General features: G+C 50.1%; 22 protein-coding genes. 6 read left to right on the top strand and 16 right to left on the bottom strand.

All coding sequences use genetic code 11. The annotated features are described in order from the left end of the window. Position 1 precedes the first annotated feature (1 nt). The 9 genes from DXA36_RS28290 to DXA36_RS28250 all read right to left on the bottom strand — a co-directional run bounded on the left by DXA36_RS28290 (position 2) and on the right by DXA36_RS28250 (position 7,793). The gene (locus tag DXA36_RS28290) at positions 2-988 is read right to left on the bottom strand and encodes an ABC transporter permease (protein WP_118682620.1); all 987 of its coding nucleotides are present in this window, start codon (positions 986-988) and stop codon (positions 2-4) included. Beyond that, on the bottom strand, positions 985-1,830 hold the full coding sequence (locus DXA36_RS28285; RefSeq protein ID WP_118682619.1) for an ABC transporter ATP-binding protein: 846 nt from the start codon (positions 1,828-1,830) through the stop codon (positions 985-987). The genes DXA36_RS28290 and DXA36_RS28285 overlap by 4 nt, the downstream gene beginning before the upstream one ends. Next, complete coding sequence (locus DXA36_RS33195) at positions 1,817-1,975, bottom strand: hypothetical protein (protein WP_182479299.1); 159 nt, start codon at positions 1,973-1,975, stop codon at positions 1,817-1,819. The genes DXA36_RS28285 and DXA36_RS33195 overlap by 14 nt, the downstream gene beginning before the upstream one ends. A 250-nt stretch (positions 1,976-2,225) precedes the next feature. Continuing rightward, positions 2,226-3,341 carry a sensor histidine kinase gene (locus DXA36_RS28275; RefSeq protein ID WP_118682617.1) on the bottom strand — a complete coding sequence of 372 codons (1,116 nt, stop codon included), beginning with the start codon at positions 3,339-3,341 and terminating at the stop codon, positions 2,226-2,228. Then, positions 3,338-4,012, bottom strand: coding sequence for a response regulator transcription factor (locus DXA36_RS28270; RefSeq protein WP_118682616.1), 675 nt, complete (start codon positions 4,010-4,012; stop codon positions 3,338-3,340). Before DXA36_RS28270 ends, DXA36_RS28275 begins: the two co-directional genes overlap by 4 nt. A gap of 30 nt (positions 4,013-4,042) precedes the next feature. Beyond that, positions 4,043-5,251 (bottom strand): GGDEF domain-containing protein, encoded by a 1,209-nt coding sequence (locus tag DXA36_RS28265; protein ID WP_118682615.1) that lies wholly within the window; start codon positions 5,249-5,251, stop codon positions 4,043-4,045. A gap of 231 nt (positions 5,252-5,482) precedes the next feature. Next, positions 5,483-6,910: a glycoside hydrolase family 43 protein gene (locus DXA36_RS28260; RefSeq protein ID WP_118682614.1), complete on the bottom strand. Its 1,428-nt coding sequence runs from the start codon at positions 6,908-6,910 to the stop codon at positions 5,483-5,485. 69 nt (positions 6,911-6,979) lie between these two features. Then, positions 6,980-7,321, bottom strand: a complete 342-nt coding sequence (locus DXA36_RS28255) for a helix-turn-helix domain-containing protein (RefSeq protein ID WP_118682613.1) — start codon at positions 7,319-7,321, stop codon at positions 6,980-6,982. Positions 7,322-7,454: 133 nt separating this feature from the next. Next, positions 7,455-7,793: a helix-turn-helix domain-containing protein gene (locus DXA36_RS28250; protein ID WP_118682612.1), complete on the bottom strand. Its 339-nt coding sequence runs from the start codon at positions 7,791-7,793 to the stop codon at positions 7,455-7,457. A 196-nt stretch (positions 7,794-7,989) separates the two neighbouring features. On the opposite strand from DXA36_RS28250, the gene DXA36_RS28245 reads away from it, so the two are divergent. The 5 genes from DXA36_RS28245 to DXA36_RS28230 all read left to right on the top strand — a co-directional run bounded on the left by DXA36_RS28245 (position 7,990) and on the right by DXA36_RS28230 (position 12,202). Further along, the gene (locus DXA36_RS28245) at positions 7,990-8,214 is read left to right on the top strand and encodes a DNA-binding protein (RefSeq protein WP_243114765.1); all 225 of its coding nucleotides are present in this window, start codon (positions 7,990-7,992) and stop codon (positions 8,212-8,214) included. Positions 8,215-8,278: 64 nt separating this feature from the next. Next, positions 8,279-8,446, top strand: a complete 168-nt coding sequence (locus DXA36_RS33190; RefSeq protein ID WP_182479298.1) for a hypothetical protein — start codon at positions 8,279-8,281, stop codon at positions 8,444-8,446. A 72-nt stretch (positions 8,447-8,518) separates the two neighbouring features. Next, complete coding sequence (locus DXA36_RS28240) at positions 8,519-10,261, top strand: extracellular solute-binding protein (protein ID WP_118682610.1); 1,743 nt, start codon at positions 8,519-8,521, stop codon at positions 10,259-10,261. A 46-nt stretch (positions 10,262-10,307) separates the two neighbouring features. Continuing rightward, complete coding sequence (locus tag DXA36_RS28235) at positions 10,308-11,264, top strand: ABC transporter permease (RefSeq protein ID WP_118682609.1); 957 nt, start codon at positions 10,308-10,310, stop codon at positions 11,262-11,264. Positions 11,265-11,275: 11 nt separating this feature from the next. Continuing rightward, the gene (locus DXA36_RS28230; RefSeq protein ID WP_118682608.1) at positions 11,276-12,202 is read left to right on the top strand and encodes a carbohydrate ABC transporter permease; all 927 of its coding nucleotides are present in this window, start codon (positions 11,276-11,278) and stop codon (positions 12,200-12,202) included. Here DXA36_RS28230 and hemL read toward each other — a convergent pair. The 7 genes from hemL to DXA36_RS28195 all read right to left on the bottom strand — a co-directional run bounded on the left by hemL (position 12,189) and on the right by DXA36_RS28195 (position 21,671). Beyond that, the gene (hemL, locus tag DXA36_RS28225) at positions 12,189-13,463 is read right to left on the bottom strand and encodes a glutamate-1-semialdehyde 2,1-aminomutase (RefSeq protein WP_279221569.1); all 1,275 of its coding nucleotides are present in this window, start codon (positions 13,461-13,463) and stop codon (positions 12,189-12,191) included. The two genes, DXA36_RS28230 and hemL, sit on opposite strands and share 14 nt — an antisense overlap. Before the next feature lie 39 nt (positions 13,464-13,502). Then, on the bottom strand, positions 13,503-14,462 hold the full coding sequence (gene hemB / locus DXA36_RS28220; RefSeq protein ID WP_118682607.1) for a porphobilinogen synthase: 960 nt from the start codon (positions 14,460-14,462) through the stop codon (positions 13,503-13,505). Positions 14,463-14,480: 18 nt separating this feature from the next. Beyond that, complete coding sequence (gene cobA / locus DXA36_RS28215) at positions 14,481-16,121, bottom strand: uroporphyrinogen-III C-methyltransferase (RefSeq protein WP_182479297.1); 1,641 nt, start codon at positions 16,119-16,121, stop codon at positions 14,481-14,483. Then, a complete protein-coding gene (gene hemC, locus DXA36_RS28210; protein WP_182479296.1) occupies positions 16,121-17,044 on the bottom strand; it encodes a hydroxymethylbilane synthase in 924 nt (307 codons plus the stop codon). Before hemC ends, cobA begins: the two co-directional genes overlap by 1 nt. Next, entirely contained in the window at positions 17,041-17,670 is a 630-nt protein-coding gene (locus tag DXA36_RS28205) for a precorrin-2 dehydrogenase/sirohydrochlorin ferrochelatase family protein (RefSeq protein WP_118682628.1), read from the bottom strand. Before DXA36_RS28205 ends, hemC begins: the two co-directional genes overlap by 4 nt. Positions 17,671-17,751: 81 nt before the next feature. Beyond that, positions 17,752-18,891 (bottom strand): glutamyl-tRNA reductase, encoded by a 1,140-nt coding sequence (gene hemA / locus DXA36_RS28200; RefSeq protein ID WP_118682604.1) that lies wholly within the window; start codon positions 18,889-18,891, stop codon positions 17,752-17,754. 179 nt (positions 18,892-19,070) lie between these two features. Next, positions 19,071-21,671, bottom strand: coding sequence for an FAD-dependent oxidoreductase (locus tag DXA36_RS28195; RefSeq protein WP_118682603.1), 2,601 nt, complete (start codon positions 21,669-21,671; stop codon positions 19,071-19,073). 272 nt (positions 21,672-21,943) lie between these two features. On the opposite strand from DXA36_RS28195, the gene DXA36_RS28190 reads away from it, so the two are divergent. Next, a complete protein-coding gene (locus tag DXA36_RS28190) occupies positions 21,944-23,143 on the top strand; it encodes a MalY/PatB family protein (RefSeq protein WP_118682602.1) in 1,200 nt (399 codons plus the stop codon). Positions 23,144-23,226 lie beyond the last annotated feature (83 nt).

Below are 23,226 nucleotides of genomic sequence, written 5' to 3'. Positions count from 1 at the left end.
TTTACTCCTCCTTTTTCATTTCTGCATTCCAGGCATACAGGGCCAGGGCAAACAAACCTCCCACGGCAGACGCACTTCCCAAAAGAGAAAGCCGGCTGCCCGCCGTTCCCTCAAAATATGCCTGCTTCATACCCATAAAAAGACGGTAAACCGGATTATACGCCATCCATTTCCATTCCACTCCCGTCTGCCCCGCCAGGAATACCGGCGTACAGATAAAAACAGCCAGCACAAGGTAAAATAGGGAAAACTGTTTGAAATCCTTCAGCCAAAGAGCACACAAAAATCCCACAAGGGCCATGATCCCCGAAAGGATTCCTGCCTGTACCAGCACAGCCGGAAGTACCTGCCAGGAGGTTTTTATACCCAGATTGATTAAGGTAAACAGTGCGGCAAATAAAAGATCCGCCGCCAGACATACCGTAAGCTTTGACAGCAAAAAGGAAATACGATTCACCGGAAGAACCGCAAACAGCTTTATCACTCCCATCTTTTTTTCTTTAAAAAGCAGGGCCGCCACTCCCAGAAAACCAACGGCTGTTAGTTCAAAATACAGGAATTCACAGGTAATTTCCCTTCTTTGTTTCATTTCCTTATTGTTTTTACCTATCACCTGTGCAGGACGCGGGCATTTCCCTGCAAGCAGGGAGAGCGCATAAGCCTTCCGCACTTCATCCAGCTTCCGGCTTCCGCTGCTTTCCATATAGACTGCGGGGGTTCCTCCCCGCATATAGATTCCCACCCCATAAGCATCCCCGCATTTTTGCTTCAGTTCCTCCAAAGAAGCGGTTTCTTCTGTTCCCGCAGGAACGGCGGCAGCAGCCGGATTATAAAAATAAACGGGAAATACAGCCTGATCCGTTTTTACATACACCATCTGGATATAACAGGTGTAAAAAAGCAGCGAGATAAGTGCCAGAAGGAAAAAATGACCGGAAGCCATAAGCCGGATATCCTTCCGAAGCAAAGCCGCATATTCTTTTTTCATCCGTCAAGCCCCCTTCCCGTTGTTTTCAGGAACACCTCCTCCAGGGTCGGCTCCTGTGAATGGATGCTCACCATGCAGTCCGCCGGAAACGGAAGTCCCAGCATATCCGGCATCAGCTCCTTTTCCGTGCGCTCCCCATCCTTCTGGTATATAACCTTCACCCGCTTTTTACTATACTGCACCTTCAGCCTTTCCGGGGTATCCAGAGCCGCAATCCGGCCCTCCGCCAGAAAAGCCACCCGGTCACAGAGCAGATCCGCATCCAGCATATTATGGGTGGTCAAAAAAATAGTTGTCCCTTTTATTCGCTCCTCTTCGATAATTTCCCGGAATAAAACGGCTCCGTTAGGATCCAGCCCGCTGGTGGGTTCATCCAGAAAAAGGATTCCCGGATTTCCCAGAAGTGCCCTTGCCATGCTCACCCGCTGACGCATCCCTTTGGAATAGGAAGCCACAGGTTTTTTCAGATAATCCATTTTGAATTCCAGCCGTTCCAGAAGCGGCAGGATCTCCCGCCTCCGGCCGGGAGAATAAAAGGAGGAAAAGAACTTCAGGTTATCCAGGGCGCTCAGATTGGAATACAGATAGGGGAATTCGAACAAAACACCGATTTCCTGATAAAACACCTTCCGTTCCGCCTTATCCGGAATTTTTCCCATCAGGCGGACTTCCCCCTGATATCCGCCCAGAATCCCCGTCAATATCTTCTGGGTTGTGGATTTCCCCGAACCATTAGGACCAAGAAAACCGAAAATTTCCCCTTTCCCCACCTGAAAATCCAGTCCCTGCAATGTCCTTTTCCCTTTTCCATAAGAAAAAAACAGTTCCTTAACCTCGATCATTTTTCCTCCCCCATTCCTTTTCTTTTTTATCTGCCCTTTTTCTTTTATCCCACCACCGCATGAACCATATTTTTCCTGCAACAATCGTAAGGACCGCCGCGGCTGTCCCTGCCCATTGGATCCATTCCCATCCCTTTCCTTCCATAGTTTCCACCTTTCTGTACGAAAAACCCTTTGTAAGCTTCCGCTGAAAGTATACCTCCCGCCCCAGAAATCCCTGTGAGGGCGATGTGAAATCCGTGTGAAACCCGGAACAACGCGGATCCAAAAAGGCTTACCCTGTTCTAAAACAAGGTAAGCCAATCTCTAATTTACGCAAACATTGCAGGAGCCAAATGGCCTCCCCCGCTGTCTGCGCCGCGCATCCGGGATGGAAAAGGATTTTCTTCAGACCATCAGATCGGACATTTCGACGAGCCGAGGGCATGATGCAAAGGCGCATAAAAATAAAACTCCACACCCTCCTCCCTATTCCGTGCTCCATATTGCCAGCCATGCAGCTTGAGTATTCCGGCAGCGATAGCAAGGCCAAGCCCGGCCCCTTGTGTCCGCTTTCCTCCGATACGGTAAAACTTATCCCAGATCCTGGACAGCTCCTCTTCCCCGATGCTTTCTCCCTGGTTATACACCCCGAAACGCAGATATTCCTCTTCCTTATCCAGTGTCACGCGGATGATTCCTCCCGGGCACACATGCTTTCCGGCATTTCCGATAAGATTGTCCAGAACCTGTTCCATTTTGCCTTTATCCGCCCATACCTGGTATTCTTCTGCGGGCAGACGGTATTCCAGCACAAATTCCTTTGAGGGAAGATCCATCAGGAGCCTTCCCGCCTCCGTTTCGGTGAACTCCACAAATCCAATCAGCCCGCATGTAAGCCGGGCCGCGCCGGCCTCCATGGCGGACAGCTCCAGAAGAGAGGTTATCATACGGTTCATCCGTTCCGTTTCCCCTATGATAACCTGTATATACCGATTTCTTTTTTCCTCTTCCCCCGTATCCTGCAGCCCTTCCGCATACGCGCGGATAATGCCCAGGGGCGTTTTCATTTCATGGGAAAGATGATCCGCCAGATCCTTGTGCTCCGCCACTCTTCTTTTTTCCTGATCCACCTCCGCTTCCAGACGGCCGTTTGCCTCCTCCAGCTGGGAAAGCGCTTTCTGCAGATTATCCGCCATCGTATTCAGGTTATGGGAAAGCATACCGAACTCATCGGTACCCTTCAGCCCGCAGGGCCTGGAAAAATCCAGCTCCGCCATATGGGCCGCCGCCTCATTAAGCTCGTCCACCGGCCTGGTAATAAAGCGTCCCAACAGATAATCCACCAGCAGAATCACTCCCAGCATCAGCAGGAACCAGATCAGAAAAGCGGCACCCTGCCCTACCGGCAGGCCCGAAGTCAACAGGTAAAAAAGGACAATAACACCGCCGCACAGTTTGGAGAGGAGAAATATCCTCTTACGGATAGTCTGAAGGCCAAAATTCTTTCTGCACCACATCCAAAGCTTCATCTGCGTACCTCGAATTTATATCCCGAACGGATCAGCGTCACAATCCACCGGCCTTCACTCCCCAGCTTCTGGCGGAGCGTTTTAATGTGGGTATCCACCGTACGGCTGTTCCCTGCAAAATCATATCCCCATATCCGATCCAGTAGCTGTTCTCTGGTAAAAACCAGTCCCGGATTGCTTAAAAAGAAGAAAAGGAGTTCATATTCCAGATGGGTCAGGACTGCCTCCTGCCCATCCACATAGACCTTGCGGGCGGCCGGCATCAGGGTGATTTTACCGGCACTCAAAGCCTCTGCCTCCAGGGCTGAGGCACTGGTCCGCCGGAGAAGGGCATTCACCTTTGCCAAAAGAACCCTGGGGCTGAACGGTTTTGTCATATAATCGTCCGCGCCGTATTCATATCCTTTCAGCTTATCCTCCTCCTCTGCTTTTGCCGTGAGCAGGATAATGGGGATACCGCTTCGTTCCCTCACCAGCCTGCATACCGTAAACCCGTCCAGATGAGGCATCATCACATCCAGGATCAGCAGATCCGCATTTTCCTGCTTCAGCAGCGCCAGCGCTTCCACTCCGTCCTCCGCAGTCACGCAGCTGTGGCCGCCCCGGCGCATGTATTCCGCAAGGATATCCTGCATCTGCTTTTCATCTTCCACCACCATAATCCTTGCCATACTGCTGACTATCCTGTCCTTTCTCCCCGGTTATTTCCCGCCGCTTTCCTCCTGTCCATACCGGTAAATACAATTTCTTCCTGCCGATTTTGCATGGTATAACGCCTTATCCGCATACCGGATTGCGCTTTCTACGGAATCCAGCTCTTTCATAAGACCCTTCCAGATACCCATGCTTACCGTTACTCGTTTCCAAACCGTGTCCTCTCTGGGAATATTAGCCTGTTTTATCTGTTCCATCAGTTCCTCTTCCGGCCGGTAAGCCCCCTCACGCTGTCCGGTTATCCGCACAACAAGAAATTCTTCCCCGCCATATCGGACAGCCGCAGTCCCTTCCTTCCGGTCATATTCCTCCAGAATAGATGCGATCTTTTTCAGGCATACATCCCCTTCCAGATGTCCGTAGGTATCATTGAACTGCTTAAAAAAATCGATATCCACCATTATCATTTCCAGAAAATAATCCTTGCTTCTGAATTCCTCAAATTGCCCGAATACCTGTTCCATTAAATAGCGCCGGTTATGAAGCCCGGTCAGCTGATCCGTAAAGGCAAGCTCATGCAGCTGATCATTTGCCTTCCGTATTTTCTCATACTGCATGGCAATGATTTCCCTGTCCCGGAATTCTGTTTCCACACTCCGGTTATAGCGGATGGAAATAAAAACAGACAGGAAGGTTACAAAGGTGCCGTTGATCACATTGCTGAACAGATTTTCCGGATTCACACCCGTGACTACCAGAATAAGGACCAAAATCCCCCAATTGGTACAAAAAACCACAATGCTTTCCACCGGCTCAAGCAGCAGCAGCGCCGCAATGGTAGGTATCAGATAACAGTAAACCCCAATTGTATTACCGCCGATCTGATCCAGCACAGTAATCCCCATCCCCCAAATACACATAATACCGATATATATCCGCCTCAATATAACGATGGAATGATAATTTTCTTTTTTAAAACAGGTAAGATAGGCTGCCAGAAAGCAAACCGTTGCTGCCATCAGAAACCCGTAAAGGGAAAAATAACCGGTTCTTCTGGCTGAAAGAAAGGGGCCTCCATCACGGAAGATGAAAATCAGCATCATACACGTCTGCATGATAATAATAGCCGCGGCCATGTTACGCTCTATCCGGAACGCCTTTTTGGTGTAATACTCCTCAAACCGGGACTTCTGTTCCGGTAGCAGTATAGGCTCCATGGCCTGTTTTACTCTTTCTCTGTATTTCCCTATATTCATGCACTATTCCTCATTCCGCTGTTTCCGCCTGTCTCTGATTCCTTAACGCACTGTTAACTACATAATTATTGTTTTATCTGCAATTTAACAGATAAATATACTGCAGCATGGTCTTCCCACTTGAAAATTGCCGTATTACGATGTATAATTTTACAAATGCATACTTCTGTTATTCCTAAAATTAAGAAATGAAGTATGTATTGCCATTCCATTTACATACTTCATTCTCCGTTACTCATTTTCCGCATCATCTGCGGTATCCTGTCTGTCTTCCTTTAGCACCGTTATCTCGGAAAGCCCTACGCTTTTTATGCCTTCCCGCACATGAATGACGATCTCCATTTCTCTTACTTCAATTGTCTGAAACGACAGAATGAGAGGGATCTGATGCGCCCTATTTAATTCATATATATCAGACAGCATTTCCCCATTCACCATAAGCTTCAAGGATACCATCCCCATAAATCCGTCTTTGCCAGGGAAAACAGCAATACCGTTCATCTCCACCGGTTCCGCCGCCTTAAGGATAACCGTCACTTTCCCCTCTTCTGCCGGTAATTCCAACCCGCTGCCATCATTTCCTTCATATACACATGCAATCCCATCTGTCAGGCCCGGCATCTTCCTTCCCCCTGCTTCGGCCGAAAACCTACGGGTAACGTTTACCATTCGGGATCCGGAAGGCGCCGGCTGTAAAGAGGTCAACGGACCGTTCACATATAATTTTCCTTCTTTTGAGAAACCTGCCCGATCCATATTCACCTTCCGGTCACCGCCCCCCTGTGCCGGATCCGTATGGGAGTGATATACCACCCAAAGTTCCGTGTCATCCGGTGACCAGGTAAAGCTGTGATGTCCCGTTCCCGAAACATCCGTTCTAAAGTAAGAGCTTAGGATCGGGTTTTCCTCCGCCTTCACAAATGGACCCAGAGGATTCGTTGCGACCGCATATCCCAGCGAGTACGAACCGTCGGCAAAGCAATTGGCCGAATAAGATAGATAATAATTCCCTTTATATGCTATCATCTCCGGCCCCTCATTCCACAGAGGGTTCCCGGATACAAGCTCCCAGTCCTGCTCCGGCGTAAGAAGCCTGCTTTCCCCGCCCTCTGTTGCAAGCAGATCATCACGCAGCCGAACGCCATATATTTCACTTCTGTGAATCCCATCCGATCCCACATTTTCCGAACAATCCCTGGAATAGTACAAATACTTGGAACCATCCTTATCTATCAGGACATTGGCATCAATGGCTGCATAGCCGAAATCAAATAACGGTTCCTTTGCCCTGTCCCGAAAAGGCCCTTCGGGCACATCCGATACCGCCAACCCGATACGCAGGCTCCCTTCCCTGTTTCCGGCCGTATAAAACATATAATAGTTTCCTTCATACAGCACCACCTCCGGGGCCCAGAATCTGTCTACGCCCCAGCTGTTATCATCACGGCTATAGCACTTTTTCTTATCCGTCCAATGCACCATATCCCGTGATTTCCAGCAGAAAAAGCCATCCGGTGCCGATGTACAATACAGATAATAACAATTTCTGTCTGTTTTCAGCACAAAAGGATCCCCTATACCGGTAATCCCCAGGCTATTGGTGAAACAGCCTCCGCCCGCATGGATAAATGAAAATCTTCTCTTTCCTCTCTCTTCCATCCCGTCCTCTTCCCAATCTGTACTGCGCCCTCTGTTTTAAGAAATATCCCCGGGAATACCTGTCCCATACTATTCCTCTTTGCCCTTTGCATCAAGAAGCTTCTGCTGGGTTATCAGAAGTTCCCTGGCCATCAGCATAAGGAACTGTTGTGTTTCCGGAGCCAGGCGGCCGAATATTTCCGCAAATTCCTTCTCATAAGGGGAAGCCAGGAACATATCCCCCTCCCCATTCAGAAACCACTTTTCATTCACATTAAAAACAGAACATATTATCTTTACATATTTATCAGCTAAAGGGCGGTTGCCGTTCTCAATCATGGAATAAGCCGTCTGAGTAATCCCCAAATGTTTGGCAAAATCTGTTTGGTTAAACCCCAGCCCCTTACGGATTTCCTTTAAACGGTGAATCATAAAATACCCCCTATGTATGTTGTAACATAAAACTATCACAAACAATATAAAAAGGCAAGATGTAATATTGATCCATGCGCCCGGGATAATTACGGTTGAAACAATACAGACAGATTTTGGCTGTTTCTAACGCTCACTCCCTGTTTCCTAAAAGCTGTTCCACCTCTTTCAGGGAGTTAAGGAAGGCAAGAACCGCTTGTGCCTCCTCCTCATTCAGCCTGTCTATCTGCATAACTGCCTTCTGTTTTACTTCTGATCGTACATCAGCCGGATCCCTGTCATTAATCCAGAAGTCAAGGGATACTCCGAAAAAGCACGACAGTCTGCGTAACGATGTGAGCTTCAGCCCCTCATACCCCTTTTTATACCAGCCGTCAATGGTAGTATAGGGGATATTACATGCCTTAGACAATGTATGTTTATTCAAATGATTTTCTTCCATTAAATAATTTAACTTATCTAAAAATTCCACTGCTTTTTACCTCCGTCCTTGATGCATTCTATCATGTCATGGTAAAAATAGCAAGAACAAATTACCCTTGGTCGTAATTTTAGCTTGTAAAATTATGTCCAAGGGTATATAATTAAATAAAAATTACCCTCATGGGTAGGAAGGAGCCTTTATGTTAACTAATCTGATAACTGTACTTCAGCAAAAGGGGATATCAATGCATCAATATGCAGACTTTCTTGAAGTCAATGAAGCGACAGTCAGGAATAAGCTTAATGGGATTACCGACTTTACCTATCCGGAATTGCAAAAAACCTGCACACTGCTGCTTCCCGGATACAATGCCGATTTTTTGTTTGCCGATATCTGTCCCGGCAGTCTCGGGATAAATATACCATTTCAAGAAAATGTCTGCGCAAATATCACAGAATTAATGAAATAACTTGACGAATTATAATTTTAGTGTTATTACTTTATCACATAATTAATAAATTGAGGTGATACATATGGACACAATGATTATCAATGAAGCCATCGATATTTTCAAACGATTGTCACCTGAAAATCAGGCGTATTTCATGACTTTGGTAAGAGTCGCGGAAGCCGCGGAAAAGGGAGCGAGAAATGCTGCCGGGACACCCCTGTGCGACCCAAACGTAACTTCTCACGGATAAGGATGGAAAGAGGGGAACCGCCCTCATGACTCCATATAACAAACATATCTATTCCATTAAGGAGGAAACACTATGAAAAAGAAACTCGTAAGTCTGCTTCTTGCAGTCGGATTTGTATGTTCCGTTCTGCCCGGATGTGCAAAAGCAGACACTGTTCCGGCAGAAACAGAACCCATCGGGACAAGCGCCGGCAGCAGTCCATCCGCGAATGGACAGGAAGAGGAGAGCCTTGGCACCCTGCGCGGAAATAAGGCGCCCACGGAAGAAGAAATCCGTATGGTGAACACCACATTGAATGATTCTTATCTGGGAGATGTTTTTGAAGAGACAATCCCCAGTGATTACGCCGCGTATCCCTATAAGGAAGACGTAACCCTGGATATCTGGATGCCCAGCAATTCTATTCTGTCTTCTGTCTGCCCCGATATCAATGATCAGCGTGTATTCAAGCAGGTGGAAGAACTGACCGGTATCAAGCTTAACTTCATTGTTCCAACATTGGGTGAAGAATCCACAGACTTTAATCTCATGATCGCCAGCGGCGACCTGCCGGACATTATCATCGATGCCGGACGGTATACCGGAGGAATTACAGCCGGAATAAGCGAAGGTGCTTATCTTGACTTAACAGATCTCGCAGATAAATATATGCCTAATTACTCTGCATGGAGAAATTCTGACGAAGAACGACGTAAAACAACGGTTTCCGATGAAGGCATTATCGGGGCGGTTTATGGGATTGCGCCATACAATGAATGGTGCTGGTTTGGCCTTCTTATCAAACAGGAAGCCCTGGACAAGACCGGTCTGCCTGTTCCGGAAACCGTGGACGAGCTGCACGATTTTCTGACTGCCTGCAAGGAAGCCGGCTATTCCCAGCCGCTCAATTACGGTTCTACCTACGGGCAGATTTTCACCGGTATTATTAACGGAGCCTACGGCGTATGGGACTGGACCTTTGTGGATGAAAACGGTAAGGTAGGCTGGGGTCCTGCGCAGGAAAATGCAAAGGAATACCTTTCTACCATGCAGCAATGGTATCAGGAAGGTTTGCTGAATACGGACTGGGCTACCGCGGATTTTAACCAGCGGATGGCGGAAGCGGTTTCCGATGACTGTGCGGTTATGATGGACTCCCCCGATACCATGTGGGGCTATTGGAAAGAAGATAACGGCATCGATTTCGTAGCCGCACTTAATCCTGTGTTAAACAAAGGCGACACCTCCCGTCAGACATACCGTAATTTCAAGCGTTCCGGCTCCAATGCCGCCATAACCACGCAATGCGAAAATGTGGAAGCAGCCATGGCTTTTCTGGATTTTGCCTATACGAAAAAAGGATGGGAAATCTATAACTTCGGCTCCTACGGAGATGTCCATCTGATCGATGAAAACGGTATGCCCTATTATAATCCGGATGGCCTGATGTACAATGATCCCGATAACCAGCCGGTAAGCAACCTGATTTGGAAATATCGTATTCACGATTTTGCAGACATACGAGACGAGCATCATTCTAACCCTCTGATTACCGCAGAAGGCAGTTACTCCGGTGAAATACGGCAGTATTGGACGGAAAATATGGATTCCTCCGTTACCATGCCGCCCGTAACGCTGACTCCGGAGGAAAGCGCACGGGAAGGCGAACTGGGGACCGTACTCTCCACCATGCGTAATGAATATTTCTCGAAGATCATTATGGGCCAGCTTCCGGTAGATGCCTATGACGAATTTCTGGAAAAGGCAAAACAGCAGGGAATGGATGAATTTATAAATATCTGGCAGAACGCATTGGATCGTTACAATGCAAGATAAGAACTGATTTTTCGAACCATTAATCTTATCATGAGTTGGAGGAAATATGAAAAAAACAAAGAAACAGTCCTCCGGTTCCATTCGGCCCTTTCCCTCCGGGGCCGAATGGAAAAAGGACTTTAAGAAAAATTACTTTGCCTATCTGCTGATTCTGCCCGTTCTTATCTGGTATCTCCTATTTTGCTATGCCCCCATGTGGGGTATCCTGATAGCCTTTAAAGACTATAAACCGCTTCTGGGATTTTCCGGCAGCAAATGGGTTGGTATGAAATATTTCACAGAATTTTTAACCGGCCCCTATTTCTTCCGTACCGTAAAAAATACCTTTATGCTTAATCTATGGGGAATTGGATTCGGTTTTACCGCACCGATCCTGCTCGCCCTGCTTTTAAATGAAGTGAAGAATATGAAATTTAAAAGGCTTGTGCAAACTATAACGTATATGCCCCACTTCATTTCTCTTATTGTTATCTGCGGGCTGATACATATTTTCACACAATCCGGCGGTATACTGACACAGCTTGTAAACGTTATTACCGGAACGGAACATGCGTCACTGCTGGGATATACCCATATGTTCCGGCCGCTGTATACCTTCTCCGGAATCTGGCAGAATATCGGCTGGGACAGTATCATCTATCTGTCTGCCATGAGTTCCATCGATCCTGGCCTTTATGAAGCTGCCGATATAGACGGAGCAGGCCGCTTTCGAAAAATGTGGCATATTACCCTGCCGCAGATCGGCCCTACCATCATTATCCTGTTCATTTTTGCCGTCGGCGGATTAATGGCATCCGGCCATGAAAAAATCATTTTGCTTTATAACCCGCTCACCTATGAAACAGCCGATGTGATTGCATCCTATATTTACAGACGGGGGCTGCAGGAAGCCAGCTACAGCTTTGCAACAGCCGTGGGGCTGATTAGCTCTGTCGTCAATTTCCTGCTTTTATGGACCACAAATAAAATATCCCGGAAATATTCCGAAATCAGTATTTTTTAGGAGGTAGGGGCTTGAAAAAGAAGAAACAAAGACGTTCCGCGGGCAGATGGAACCCGGCAAATGTGATTTTCCATTTTTTAAATTATTCCTTTCTAACCTTTCTGACTATAATCTGCCTGTATCCCATGCTGCATGTTCTGTTTGCATCCGTAAGCAATCCAACGGAACTGATCGCTCACAGAGGGCTGCTCCTGAGGCCGCTGGGATTTACCCTGAGCGGCTACCAGCTTGTATTCAGGGATAACAGTATACTGATTGGATTCCGTAATACTTTCGTTTATGTGGGGCTGGGGACGCTCCTGAATATGGCTTTTACGGTGATGGGCGCTTACACGTTGTCCAGAAGAAATCTTCTCCTGAAAAAACCGGTTATGATCTTTATTACCATCACCATGTTTTTCGGCGGCGGACTGATTCCCTGGTTTTTAATGATGAAAAATCTTGGGCTGTATAATAATATGCTGGCTATGATCCTTCCAACCGCCCTCAATACCTGGAACATGATTTTGCTGAGAACCGGTTTCCAGTCTCTTCCCTATGATTTGGAAGAAGCCGCCGTCATTGACGGCGCGTCGCAAGCCAAAATATTATTCCATGTGATTCTTCCTCTTTCCAAACCGGTGCTGGCCGTCATTTTTCTCTACTATATGGTGGGGAACTGGAACTCCTGGTTCAATGCGATGGTATTGCTGAAGGACAGGAATCTGTACCCTTTACAGCTTTTATTAAAAGAAATCCTCGTCATGAACGATTCCACCATGTCATCCGTGGGAAGTGCCGGCGGCGTATCCATTAACAGTGTCCAGGGAGCCGCCGCCTATCGGGAGCTGGTAAAATATTGTATTACCGTTATTGTAACCGCTCCTATATTATGCATTTATCCTTTTCTTCAGAAATATTTCGTCAAAGGGGTATTTGTCGGTTCTATAAAAGGATAGCGTGCCTTTTCCCATATTCCCGGATCAAATCACAGGTCATCCCGATCATTTCTTCCGTATGGGCTGCCGAAACAAACATAGCCTCGAACTGGGAAGGAGCCACATAGACACCCTTTTCCAGCATCCACCCGAAATACCGGGCAAACGCACCGGTATCCGCCGTCATAACGCTGCGGTAATCCCGTACTTTTTCCCCGGTAAAGAAAGGGGAAAGAAGGGAACCCACCCGGTTCACCATAAGGCCAATTTCCCGGTAGGCTGCTTCCAGACGGGCTGCTGCTTGATCGATCTGTTCATATATTTCCTGATGGGCAATCAGCAGCTTCAGCATTTCCGTACCCGCTGTCACGGCTACAGGGTTTCCGGACAGGGTCCCGGCCTGGTAAACGGCTCCGCAGGGAGCCACACAGGACATGATATCCCGGCGTCCGCCGTAGGCCGCAAGGGGCATCCCGCCTCCCACAATCTTTCCAAAGGTGGAAAGATCCGGTGTCACACCATAATACCCCTGCGCACCGCTAAGACCCAACCGGAAGCCGGTGATAACCTCATCGAAAACAAGCAGGGCGCCATGTGCGTCCGCGGCTTCGCGCAGGGAAGCGAGAAAGCCTTCTTCCGGGGGGACCACACCCATATTGGCAGCCACCGGTTCCACCACGATACAGGCTACCTGCTCTTTATTTTCTTCCAGCAGCCTGCGTACCGAAGCTATATCGTTATATTCTGCCAGAAGAGTCGCCGCCGCATAGCCTGCGGGAACGCCGGCACTGTCTGGCACGGAACCGGTCATCAGGCCGGAACCGGCTTTAACCAGAAGGCCGTCGGAATGACCGTGATAACAGCCGGTAAACTTGATAATTTTTTCCCGTCCGGTAAAGCCCCTGGCTGCGCGGACTGCGCTCATCACGGCTTCTGTGCCGGAGTTGACAAGACGCATCATTTCCATAGACGGCACACAGGACTGTATAAGCTGCGCAAGCTCCACCTCTTTTTCCGTAGGGGCACCGAAGGTCAGGCCGTTCTCACAAGCCTTCTGTACCGCTTCCACCACAGAAGGCACCGCATGGCCCAGGATTCCGGGTCCCCAGGAACATACATAATCCAGATACCGGTTGCCGTCCGCATCGAAAAGATAGGCACCTTTTGCCCTTTCCACAAAAAAGGGGGTTCTCCCCACGGCCCGGAACGCCCTTACCGGGCTGTTCACCCCGCCGGGCATCAGCTTTCCGGCGCGTTCAAATAATTCTTCCGATTTTGTCAATGTTTTTTCCTGCCTTTCTATCAAGGAACGTAACCGTTCCTAAGCCAGCCATTTTGCCATATCCAGCGCATGGTACGTGATGATAATCTTGGCCCCGGCCCGTTTCATTGCCGTCAGGTTTTCCGTAACGATCCGTCTCTCGTCAATCCAGCCGTTTTCCGCAGCCGCCTTTACCATGGAATATTCGCCGCTCACATTATAAACCGCCAGAGGAAGACTCACCGTCATAGCCGCTTCCTTCAGCACATCCAGATAGGCCAGCCCCGGTTTCACCATAACCACATCGGCGCCTTCCTGGATATCGGAATATATCTCCCGAAGGGCTTCCTGCCCGTTGGCAAAATCCATCTGGTAACTCTTCCTGTCCCCGAAGCCCGGCGCAGAATGCGCGGCATCACGGAACGGTCCATAATAGGCAGAGGCGAATTTCGCGCTGTAGGCCATAATGGGAATGTCTGTAAATCCGTTCTGATCGAGCGCTTCCCTGATAGCCGCCACCCGTCCGTCCATCATATCGGAAGGGGCGATCATATCCGCTCCGGCTTCCGCCAGGCTGACCGACATCTTTGCAAGCAGCGGGAGTGTCTCATCATTCAATACCCTGCCGTCCTTCACCACACCGCAGTGTCCGTGGGAGGTATATTCACAAAGGCAGACATCCACAATACAATAAATATCCGGATAGTTTTCCTTAATATACGCTACCGCTCTCTGGGTAATCCCGTCCCTGGCATAAGCCTGGGTTCCCAGCTCGTCCTTGCATGCGGGAATACCGAACAAAAGCACACCGGAGATACCGCTGTTCTTCACTTCCTCCATAATTTCGCCCAGCCGGTCAATCGAGTACTGGTAAATTCCCGGCATGGAGGCCACCGGATTTTTTATGTTATCTCCCTCCATTACAAATATGGGGTAGATAAAATCCGAAGGATGCAGCCTTGTTTCCCGCATCATAGAACGGATTGTTTCATTTTTCCGAAGTCGTCTGAATCTTTGCATCCTGCTCTCCTTTTCCTGTTAAGCTTCGCTTCCACTGCATTGATGGCCGTTCGCCCTGTCTGCCACGCACCTTATCAGGCCCTCCGTGGTGAACTCCTCCGCCACAAGGATATCGCCGGAAAGGGAATTCCGTTTTTGGACTTCCCGAAGCTTCCCCGCACATTGTTCTCCGATACAGGCCAGCCTGACATGCGCCGGCAGTTCCGCCTTTTCTTCCAGAAGTCCTTCCCAAAAGGTATCCACACCGGAAGCGCTCCCAAACAGAAGATAATCCGCTTCCATGGCATTTGTAACCGCTTCCCGGCGTTTCTCCCTGTCGGCCTCCAGCTCATACAGGGGGAAATCCGTATAAGGGATCCCCGCCTGTTCCAACCGCCCTGGCAGAGAGGGGCTTCCCTTTTTCGCCCTGCACAGCAGGATGTTATCTGTTTTTTCCGTACTTTCCGCAAGTTCCATTCCCAAATGATCCGCATCATAAACCAAAGGCATGAGATCCGCATAAAAACCATAATCCGCCAGACGGCTCTTCGTCCCCGGGCCGATCACTGCCATACGCATACCCATAAGGGTACGGAGATCCCTTTTTTCCTCCCGCATTTTATGGAAAAAATGATCCACGCCATTTGGGCTGGTAAAGCAAAGCCAGGAATATCCTTTCAGCTCCGGGAGGCTCTCCCGCGTGGGAACCGCCCGCAGGAAGCTGCAGTCTATGACCTGCGCTCCCTGTTTCTCCAGCTTTTCTGCAAGCCGGGAGGAAAACCCTTCCGTACCGGTCACCGCAATGCGCAGACCGGACAAACTCCCCTGCGTTTCCCCGCTACTGTGAAAGCTCCTCTTCCACAGTCTTGATGGCCATTCGGCCCGGCTGCTTTCATGCATGGTGTTGCCCGGCGGACCGGGCATGAAGGTTCCTGTAAGGCAAAGGGCGGCCACTTCCCCGATTACAATGACTGCAGGCGGCTTCAGGCCGGCTTTCTCCACCGCATCCGCCAGAGTGGCCAGGGTGGCACGGACACTGCGCTGCCTGTCGGTCGCGCCATCCATGATAACCGCAGCGGGCGTATCCCCGTTTTTCCCGGCATCTATCAATCTGCCAGCAAGGTCCCTGAGATGATGCATGCCCATCAGCACTACCAGCGTACCCTGAAGCGCCGCCAGCGCCTTATAATCCACCGGGGTGAGTGACTCCTGCTTTCCTTGGCCGGAAATGGAAGATGCCGTGAGAATCGTGACCATTCTGCTGCACTGCCTGTGGGTGACCGGAATCCCGGCGGAGGCCGGCGCTGCAATAGCGGAGGTGATGCCCGGGATTTCTTCACAGGGGATCCCCTCCTCCTGCAGCACCAGCATCTCTTCGCCGCCTCTTCCGAATACGTAAGGATCCCCGCCTTTCAGGCGAACCACATCTTTTCCCTCGTTGGCTTTTTCCACCAAAAGCCGGTTGATTTCCTCCTGGGGCATTGCTTTTCCGGCATAACGCTTCCCCACATTGATTTTTTCACAGGCCGGAGGAACCTGATCCAGCAGCTCCTTTGCCGCAAGGCTGTCATATAGTACCACATCGCACCGGCGCAGAAGTGCAAGGCCTTTGACCGTTATCAGATCCGCTCCCCCGCAGCCTGCACCTACCAGATATACATTTCCTTTTTTCTTCTCCATCAGGGTTCTCTCCGCACTTGTGAGGAAAGGGCGTCTGCCAGGGCATACCGCTCCTTCACTCCCCATTCTCCTTTTACCTGACACCCTCCGTACATCACCGTCAGCCGGAGTTTTTCCGTTTCTTTCGTTTTTTCAATCACACTGTATGCCGCAGCGGGCTGGCTGCAGTCTGCCTGGAGAGCCTCCAGCACACGCCGCTCCGCCTCAAAGGAAAGCAGGCTCTCTCTGTGGCTGATCCGGGAAATCTCCTCTAGGTACTCCCAGTCCTTACGGCCCTCCACGGCTATAATTCCCTGGCAGGCCGCCGGCAGAAAAAGGGAAGGCTCCAGCGGCGTAAAGTGAAAACGTCCCTTTTCCCTCTCCAGGATCCCCAGCCGGTCCAGTCCGGCCTTGGCAAGAATAATCCCGTCATACAGCCCTTCTTCCAGCCTGGAAAGCCTGGTTTCCACATTGCCCCGGATCAGCTTCACCTGTGCGCCCGGACAAAGCTCCTTTACATATAGCTCCCTGCGCTTGCTTCCCGTCCCGATAACCGGATTGGCAGGGAGGCTGGCAAAGCCTTCTTGTGCACCTTCCGGATCCGAATCCTTCTTTCTCACCTGCACCAGCACATCCCTGGCATCCGCCCTTTCCGGCACAGCCAGAATTTCCAGTCCCTCCGCCAGGCTCATAGGCAGATCCTTGGCGCTGTGCACCGCCAGATCCACTTTCCTTTCCAGAAGAGCGGTCTCCAGTTCGGACACAAACAGACCTTTATCCCCGATGTCTCCCAACGGTTTATCCAGGATTTTATCTCCTTTTGTTTTGATAATTACCGTTTCAATCTGTGCATCCGGCAGGCAGGCATGCAGGGCCTGTGCCACCATGCCGGTCTGTACCAGTGCCAGACGGCTTCCTCTCGTACCGATTCTGATCGCAGTCATTGCTCTCCCTCTCCTGTCAGATATTCCTCCAGCTCCTTCTCCCCGACCCGGAAATCCCGTTCCCTGCAGTAGAGAAACAGGCGCTCCAGACATACCGCCCGTTCTTTCTGACCCGGCAGCATCTTACGGACAACTTCCCGTAACCTTCCTAATATTTCTATGGTATTCCCCAGACCCTCCGGCAATTCCTGTTCTACCGTTTTTCTTACATAGGATGCGGCCGCCGGACTTTTCCCATCCGTAGATATTCCGATGGTCAGCGGCCCTTCCTGAATTAACGCGGGGAAAAAAAAGCCGCATTTTTCCCGGTCATCCACCACATTTACCGGTATGTTCCGCTCCCTGCACCATCCGGCCGCCCAGGCGTTTACCTCTTCCTTATCCGTAGCTGCGATTACGAAGCAGGCGCCAGCCAGATCTTCCTCGCAGGCTTCCCGGTACACCAGGGTAAGCTTCTTGTCCGAACGGGACAGCTCCTGAATTTCTTCCTCTATAGACGGTGCAATACAAGTCAGGAGAGGCCCGAAAGGAAGCAGCTTCTCCACCTTTCTGGCAGCCACCTGTCCGCCGCCGAGTATGACTCCCTTTTTTCCCCCGATATCCATAAAAAACGGAAAATATCCCATGGTTTCCTCCCTGTCCGCAAAAATGCCGCCTCATATGCCGGCCCGCTGCGGGGTATTTATCTCCTGTGTATGACTGCCCTGTCACATTTCCCCTAAAGCCTTGAGAACAGCTTCAAAGGAAGCGGCATCCAGTCTGTCTCTTAAGAAAAACAGGATTTTATCCGGGCCGCAGCCGGTAAATCTTTGCTTCCAGATATCGAGCATTCCGGCTGCTTCATGAAAAGCCAGGGTTTTATATAAGGTATCCAGTTCCTTTGCCAGCAGCTCACCGGCATCCAGGATGGCCTGCTGCTTGCGGATATTGTTCCTGCTTGCCAGCCGTTCGAAATCATCTATGGATATCACCCGGCAGCCGGGAAGGGCACCGATCTCCTTATCCATATCCGCCGGCACCGCAATATCTATAAAAAGACGTTCCCTTCCGTCCTTCAGATACCCGGCCGCCTCTCCTGCTGTCAGGGTATAATGAGGGCTTTCCGTAGCGGAAATGATCACATCGGCCTGCTCCAGATACGCATAACGCTCTGCATAATCCACCACAGTCAGCGTCCCTCTGGATTGTCCGGCCACCGCATGGTTCCTTTTCGTTGCCAGCACATGGATGCTTCCATGATCCAGCAGGTTCTTGAGGATAATGCTTCCCATTTTTCCGCTTCCGCCAATAAGAAGCACCTGTAATTTCCGTTCCTCCCCGCCATGTTCTCCCCGCGGTATCCTGTTCTCCGCCTTAAATACCTCATTGGAAACCAGCGTGGCAATGGATACGGAAGATTTGGAAATCTCTGTTTCCGTCTTGATCTTTTTTGCACAGGCCAGGGCGCCCTGGAAAGCCGTATTCAGCTCATAGCCGGGTTTGCTTTCCTTACAGGAAAATAAATAGGCCTGACGCATCTGCCCCAGGATCTCATCCTCCCCCAGGACCATGGAATCCATGCCGCAGGTAACCCGGTATAAATGCTCCAGCGCTTTTTTCCCCTGAAACCGTCTGGATATCCGGCGCAGCTGCGTCTCTTCCATCCCCGCCTTCTCCGCCAGCAGCTTCTCCAGCAGGTTAAAGCAGGTTTCTTCCCCCGCCGCGTAGATCTCCGTCCGGTTGCAGGTATTCAGGACCACCGCCTGCCCTGTCCGCTCCAGGATTTTCTTTTTTTCCTCTTCGGAAAAAACAAAACATTTTCGCACATCCTCCGGTGCGGATTTGAAGCTGATGCTAATACATTCCATCTTTCCTCCGTTATACCTCACAAACAGCACATGAACCAAGGTCAAGCAACCTGAAGTTGGCTTGACCCTGGCAGCTGCCTTTTCTCTTATTATCACTGTTTTGGTATGTTCACAGTCATTGGTAAAAAGCCATTTTCAAACGGCCTGCGGCAATGAAAGAATACCCGCCGGCTTCTTATTTAACAGGTCGCTCCGCCTTTCAGGTGCAGTTTTGCACCGACGATGTTCTCTTTTCTGGAAAGAAGCTCATCCCCCAGAAGCTGCTCCTGTACGTTTTCAAATCCGATTCTGTTTACCGTATCTGCAAAACGTTCTCCCGTATTACCCTGTTCCCGGAAAAGAAGAATCGCTTTTTCCAATACGGAAAGAACTTCTTCCTCGATGGTAAATATTTTGTCCAGCGCCTGGCCGTGGGCAGTTTTCTTTCCCCAGCGTCCGCCTATGTAAACCTTGTAGCCATAGGTCCCTTCATCCGCCGCATGGAACGGGCATTTTCCGATACAGCGTCCGCAGTTATTACACGTATCCCCGTCGATTACCAGCTTTCCGTCCGTAACCTGTGCCGCTCCCATGGGACAGATATCCGCAATCTGGCATTTGCCGCAGCCACGGCAGATATCTACATTATAAGAGGGAATCCGCTGTCCGACAATACCAAAATCATTTAAATCCGGTTTTACACAGTTATTCGGACATCCGCCAACCGCAATTTTGAACTTATGAGGAAGCTTTACCTCATAATAGCCGTGATAAAAACGTTCATGTATTTTTTCAGAGAGCGCATAAGAATCCAGCTGGCCGTACTGGCAGGTCGTACCCTTGCAGGCAACTACAGGACGCACCTTGGATCCCGTCCCTCCGGTTTCCAGTCCCGCTCCGGCCAGGAAATCCCGAAGCTCGTCTATTTTATCATAAGGGACTCCCACGATTTCCATGGTGAGCCTGGTGGTCATCACCACGTCACCGCTTCCGTAAAGAGCGGCGGCATCCGCAATACACCGGTTCTCTTCCGCTGTCACCTTACCGTTTCTGGTGATGACACGGACGTTGAAATTATTGGTACCCTTGTTGTGCAGGCAGCCCAGCGCTTTCACCCGTGTGATATCCTCAGGCGATACCGTCACCTTACCCGCCGCGCTTCCGGTGCGGATCACATTGAAGAAAGAGGAACCTTCCAGAACCTTTGTGTTGGTATAGCCATAATACTTCAGCCTGTTCTGCAGAAGGTAAGCGCGCTTTCCCTTCGCGCAGACAAGAAGCAGTTTTTCTTCCTTTCCCATTCCAAAGAATCCCTGTTCCGGCATTTCCCCCTGTACTTTGTTCAAATCCACATAGGTAACCCCGGGAATAGTAGGCCCTGCCGGATTCACATCAATCACCCGGTACCCGGCCGCTGCACCATCCATATATTCTGCAGGCGTAAAGCTGTCCATCACGCCGTCCAGCTTATTCAGCAGAATCTGCACTGCCGTTACAAAGGGATGGATCGCTGTGGAAAACGGCGGCGCGTATGCCAAATCCAGGGAGGTCATCTGATCCAGCGTGCCGCCGAAGGTCACGGCCATCACACCGATATCCGTCATCTTATCCACCGCGCCAGGCCCCAATACCTGGATACCCAGCAGACGGCGGCTTTTCCTGTCCGCAATCAGCTTTGTGGCGAAGAAAGAAGAATCGGGATAATAATGTGCCTTGTCGTCGGTAACCGCCAGAACGGTTTCCACATCATACCCGGCCGCTTTTGCCGCCTCCTCGGTCAGTCCGGTACGTCCGCCGTTCAGCCCGGGAAGCTTTACCACTCCTGTACCGAGTACACCGGGATAGCTCACCGCTTCCCCTCCCAGCGCCAGAGCCAGCGTACGTCCCTCCATATTGGCGGAAGAACCCATAGGGGACCATTGCCGTTCACCGGTCATGCGGTTCGTTACCATAGCGCAGTCTCCTGCGGCATAAACGTCCGGAAGATTGGTACGCATTTTCTCATCTACGAGAATAGTCCCCTTAAACATCTCCACACCCGCATCTTTACAGAAACCCGTATTAGGACGGATACCGATAGATAAAATCACCAGCTCTGCCGGCAAAAAGCCTTTATCGGTCTTTACTCCCTCGGCCTTTTGCGCACCGGTGATTCCCTCAAGTTTGGTAGAGGTCAGTACCCGGATTCCTTTTTTTTCCAGATGGCGCCGGGCATAATCGGCCATTTCCCGGTCAAACCCCGGCATTATCTGCGGCGCCATATCCATTACCGTAACGGAAATCCCCTGACCCAGAAGGTTTTCGGCTACTTCCAGGCCGATAAAACCTCCGCCAACAACCACCGCTTTTTTTACCTGGTTACTTTTAAGGTAATCCCTTGCTTCTATGGCATCGTCCGGTGTACGCATGGTAAATACCCCCGGCAGCCTGATGCCTTCCAGCGGCGGAACCACCGAAGAAGCACCCGAAGCTATCACACAGGTATCATATTCATAGATCTCCTCCGCTCCGGTACGGAGATTCCTGGCCACCGCCTTTTTCCCCGCGCTGTCAAGACCGGTAACCTCCCTTTCCGTCTGCACGAGAACCCCTGTCAATGCGGAAAACTTGGCCGGTGTATTGACAATGAGCTGCTCCTTTCCTTCTATTACTTCCCCAATGTAATAGGGCAGACCGCAGCCCGCATAAGAAATATCCCTGCCTTTGGTTACGATTGTAACCTCCGCTTCCGGCATCACTCTCTTGCATTTCGCCGCGACTTTGGTTCCGGCTGCGACCCCGCCGATCACTAATAATTTCATGCTGATTTCTCCCTGTTTTCTGCTTTTGTGCTGTTTCCCGCAGGCCCCGGTTACGATCAGGCCAGGCTTCAGGCCGTCCTGCCCTAACTAGACGCAGTTCTTTAATAATAATCTATTTTTCAAGTAAAGTGAAATAATATATTTATTGGTATGTATAAGATATATTTATTCCCGCGCCGCTGCACCCTGCCCAAAACTCCCCATTGAATATCCTCCCCGGGAATAGTAAACTGGTTGCATAGGAAAAAACCCCATACAAAGGAGACAATACCATGAAATACGACTTTACATCCATTATTGACAGACAGGGAAAGGATTCCATCGCCGTGGATGTCATCCCCTTTGACAATGCCCAGGTAGCGGATGGTTTTACCAAAATTCCCATGTGGGTAGCGGATATGAACTATGCTACGGTTCCCACCATACAGGACGCCATCATAGAACGGGCAAAACATCCCGCCTTTGGCTATTTTGATCCCAGGGAAGAATATTACGGGAAAATTATTGAATGGCAGAATAAGCGGAATGGTGTGGAGGGCCTGACAAAGGAGGCAATCGGTTATGAAAACGGTGTTCTGGGCTGCGTATCCTCCGCCGCCCAGGCTTTCAGTGCCCCGGGCGAAGCCGTGCTCCTTCATTCCCCTACCTATATCGGTTTCACTCATGCGCTGGAAAGCATCGGACGCAAAATCATCTTAAGTGATCTTGTGCGTGATGAAGAAGGGGTATGGCGCATGGATTATGAAGATATGGACAGGAAGCTGAAGGAAAACCACATCCACTTTGCCGTATTCTGTTCCCCCCATAACCCCTGCGGAAGAGTATGGAGCCGTGAGGAAATAGAAAAAGCAATGGATGTTTATGCCAGAAACAACTGTGTGGTGGTTTCCGATGAAATCTGGTCCGACCTCACGCTGGCAGGCCATAAACACATTCCCACACAAAGTATTTCAGCCGATGCAAAGAACAGGACTATTGCAGTATATGCACCCTCCAAAACCTTTAATCTGGCAGGCCTGATTGGATCCTATCATATTATTTATAATCCTTACCTGCGTGACCGGGTAAGAAAACAGGCGGAGCTGTCCCATTACAACAGCATGAATGTCCTGTCCATGCATGCATTAATCGGCGCATATCAGCCGGAGGGCTATCAATGGGTGGATGAACTGCGCCAGGTACTTACGGAAAATGTGGAATATGCTTACCAATATATTCTTACCCATTTCTCCGGCGTAGCGCTTGCCAAACCGGAAGGGACCTACATGCTGTACCTTGACTGTGAAAAATTCTGCCGGGAACATCAGTTGTCCATGGATGAGCTTATCCGCGCCGGTATCCGGGTAGGCGTTATCTGGCAGGACGGACGGCCGTTCCACAGGCCTTATGCCATCCGCCTGAACCTCGCCCTTCCCCATTCCCTGGTAGTGGAAGCTATGGAAAGACTTAATGAATATGTCTTTCATAAATAAGGTTCGCAACAAGTCAAATACCCCGCAGCAAGCCGCTAGGTATTTAATCCCCGCGGCGGCACCAAGTGGATAATAGAACCTTC

The organism is Eisenbergiella sp. OF01-20 (assembly GCF_003478085.1).
Lineage (GTDB): Bacteria > Bacillota > Clostridia > Lachnospirales > Lachnospiraceae > Eisenbergiella.
Note: the sequence above shows the minus strand (reverse complement) of the source record. Positions and strands in the feature narration are given on the sequence as shown.

Coding starts and splice junctions, on each gene's coding strand:
- DXA36_RS28290 (WP_118682620.1), bottom strand. CDS start 988: ATGAAAAAAGAATATGCGGCTTTGCTTCGGAAGGATATCCGGCTTATG.
- DXA36_RS28285 (WP_118682619.1), bottom strand. CDS start 1,830: ATGATCGAGGTTAAGGAACTGTTTTTTTCTTATGGAAAAGGGAAAAGG.
- DXA36_RS33195 (WP_182479299.1), bottom strand. CDS start 1,975: ATGGAAGGAAAGGGATGGGAATGGATCCAATGGGCAGGGACAGCCGCG.
- DXA36_RS28275 (WP_118682617.1), bottom strand. CDS start 3,341: ATGAAGCTTTGGATGTGGTGCAGAAAGAATTTTGGCCTTCAGACTATC.
- DXA36_RS28270 (WP_118682616.1), bottom strand. CDS start 4,012: ATGGCAAGGATTATGGTGGTGGAAGATGAAAAGCAGATGCAGGATATC.
- DXA36_RS28265 (WP_118682615.1), bottom strand. CDS start 5,251: ATGAATATAGGGAAATACAGAGAAAGAGTAAAACAGGCCATGGAGCCT.
- DXA36_RS28260 (WP_118682614.1), bottom strand. CDS start 6,910: ATGGAAGAGAGAGGAAAGAGAAGATTTTCATTTATCCATGCGGGCGGA.
- DXA36_RS28255 (WP_118682613.1), bottom strand. CDS start 7,321: ATGATTCACCGTTTAAAGGAAATCCGTAAGGGGCTGGGGTTTAACCAA.
- DXA36_RS28245 (WP_243114765.1), top strand. CDS start 7,990: ATGCATCAATATGCAGACTTTCTTGAAGTCAATGAAGCGACAGTCAGG.
- DXA36_RS33190 (WP_182479298.1), top strand. CDS start 8,279: ATGGACACAATGATTATCAATGAAGCCATCGATATTTTCAAACGATTG.
- DXA36_RS28240 (WP_118682610.1), top strand. CDS start 8,519: ATGAAAAAGAAACTCGTAAGTCTGCTTCTTGCAGTCGGATTTGTATGT.
- DXA36_RS28235 (WP_118682609.1), top strand. CDS start 10,308: ATGAAAAAAACAAAGAAACAGTCCTCCGGTTCCATTCGGCCCTTTCCC.
- hemB (WP_118682607.1), bottom strand. CDS start 14,462: ATGCAAAGATTCAGACGACTTCGGAAAAATGAAACAATCCGTTCTATG.
- cobA (WP_182479297.1), bottom strand. CDS start 16,121: ATGGAGAAGAAAAAAGGAAATGTATATCTGGTAGGTGCAGGCTGCGGG.
- hemC (WP_182479296.1), bottom strand. CDS start 17,044: ATGACTGCGATCAGAATCGGTACGAGAGGAAGCCGTCTGGCACTGGTA.
- DXA36_RS28205 (WP_118682628.1), bottom strand. CDS start 17,670: ATGGGATATTTTCCGTTTTTTATGGATATCGGGGGAAAAAAGGGAGTC.
- hemA (WP_118682604.1), bottom strand. CDS start 18,891: ATGGAATGTATTAGCATCAGCTTCAAATCCGCACCGGAGGATGTGCGA.
- DXA36_RS28195 (WP_118682603.1), bottom strand. CDS start 21,671: ATGAAATTATTAGTGATCGGCGGGGTCGCAGCCGGAACCAAAGTCGCG.
- DXA36_RS28190 (WP_118682602.1), top strand. CDS start 21,944: ATGAAATACGACTTTACATCCATTATTGACAGACAGGGAAAGGATTCC.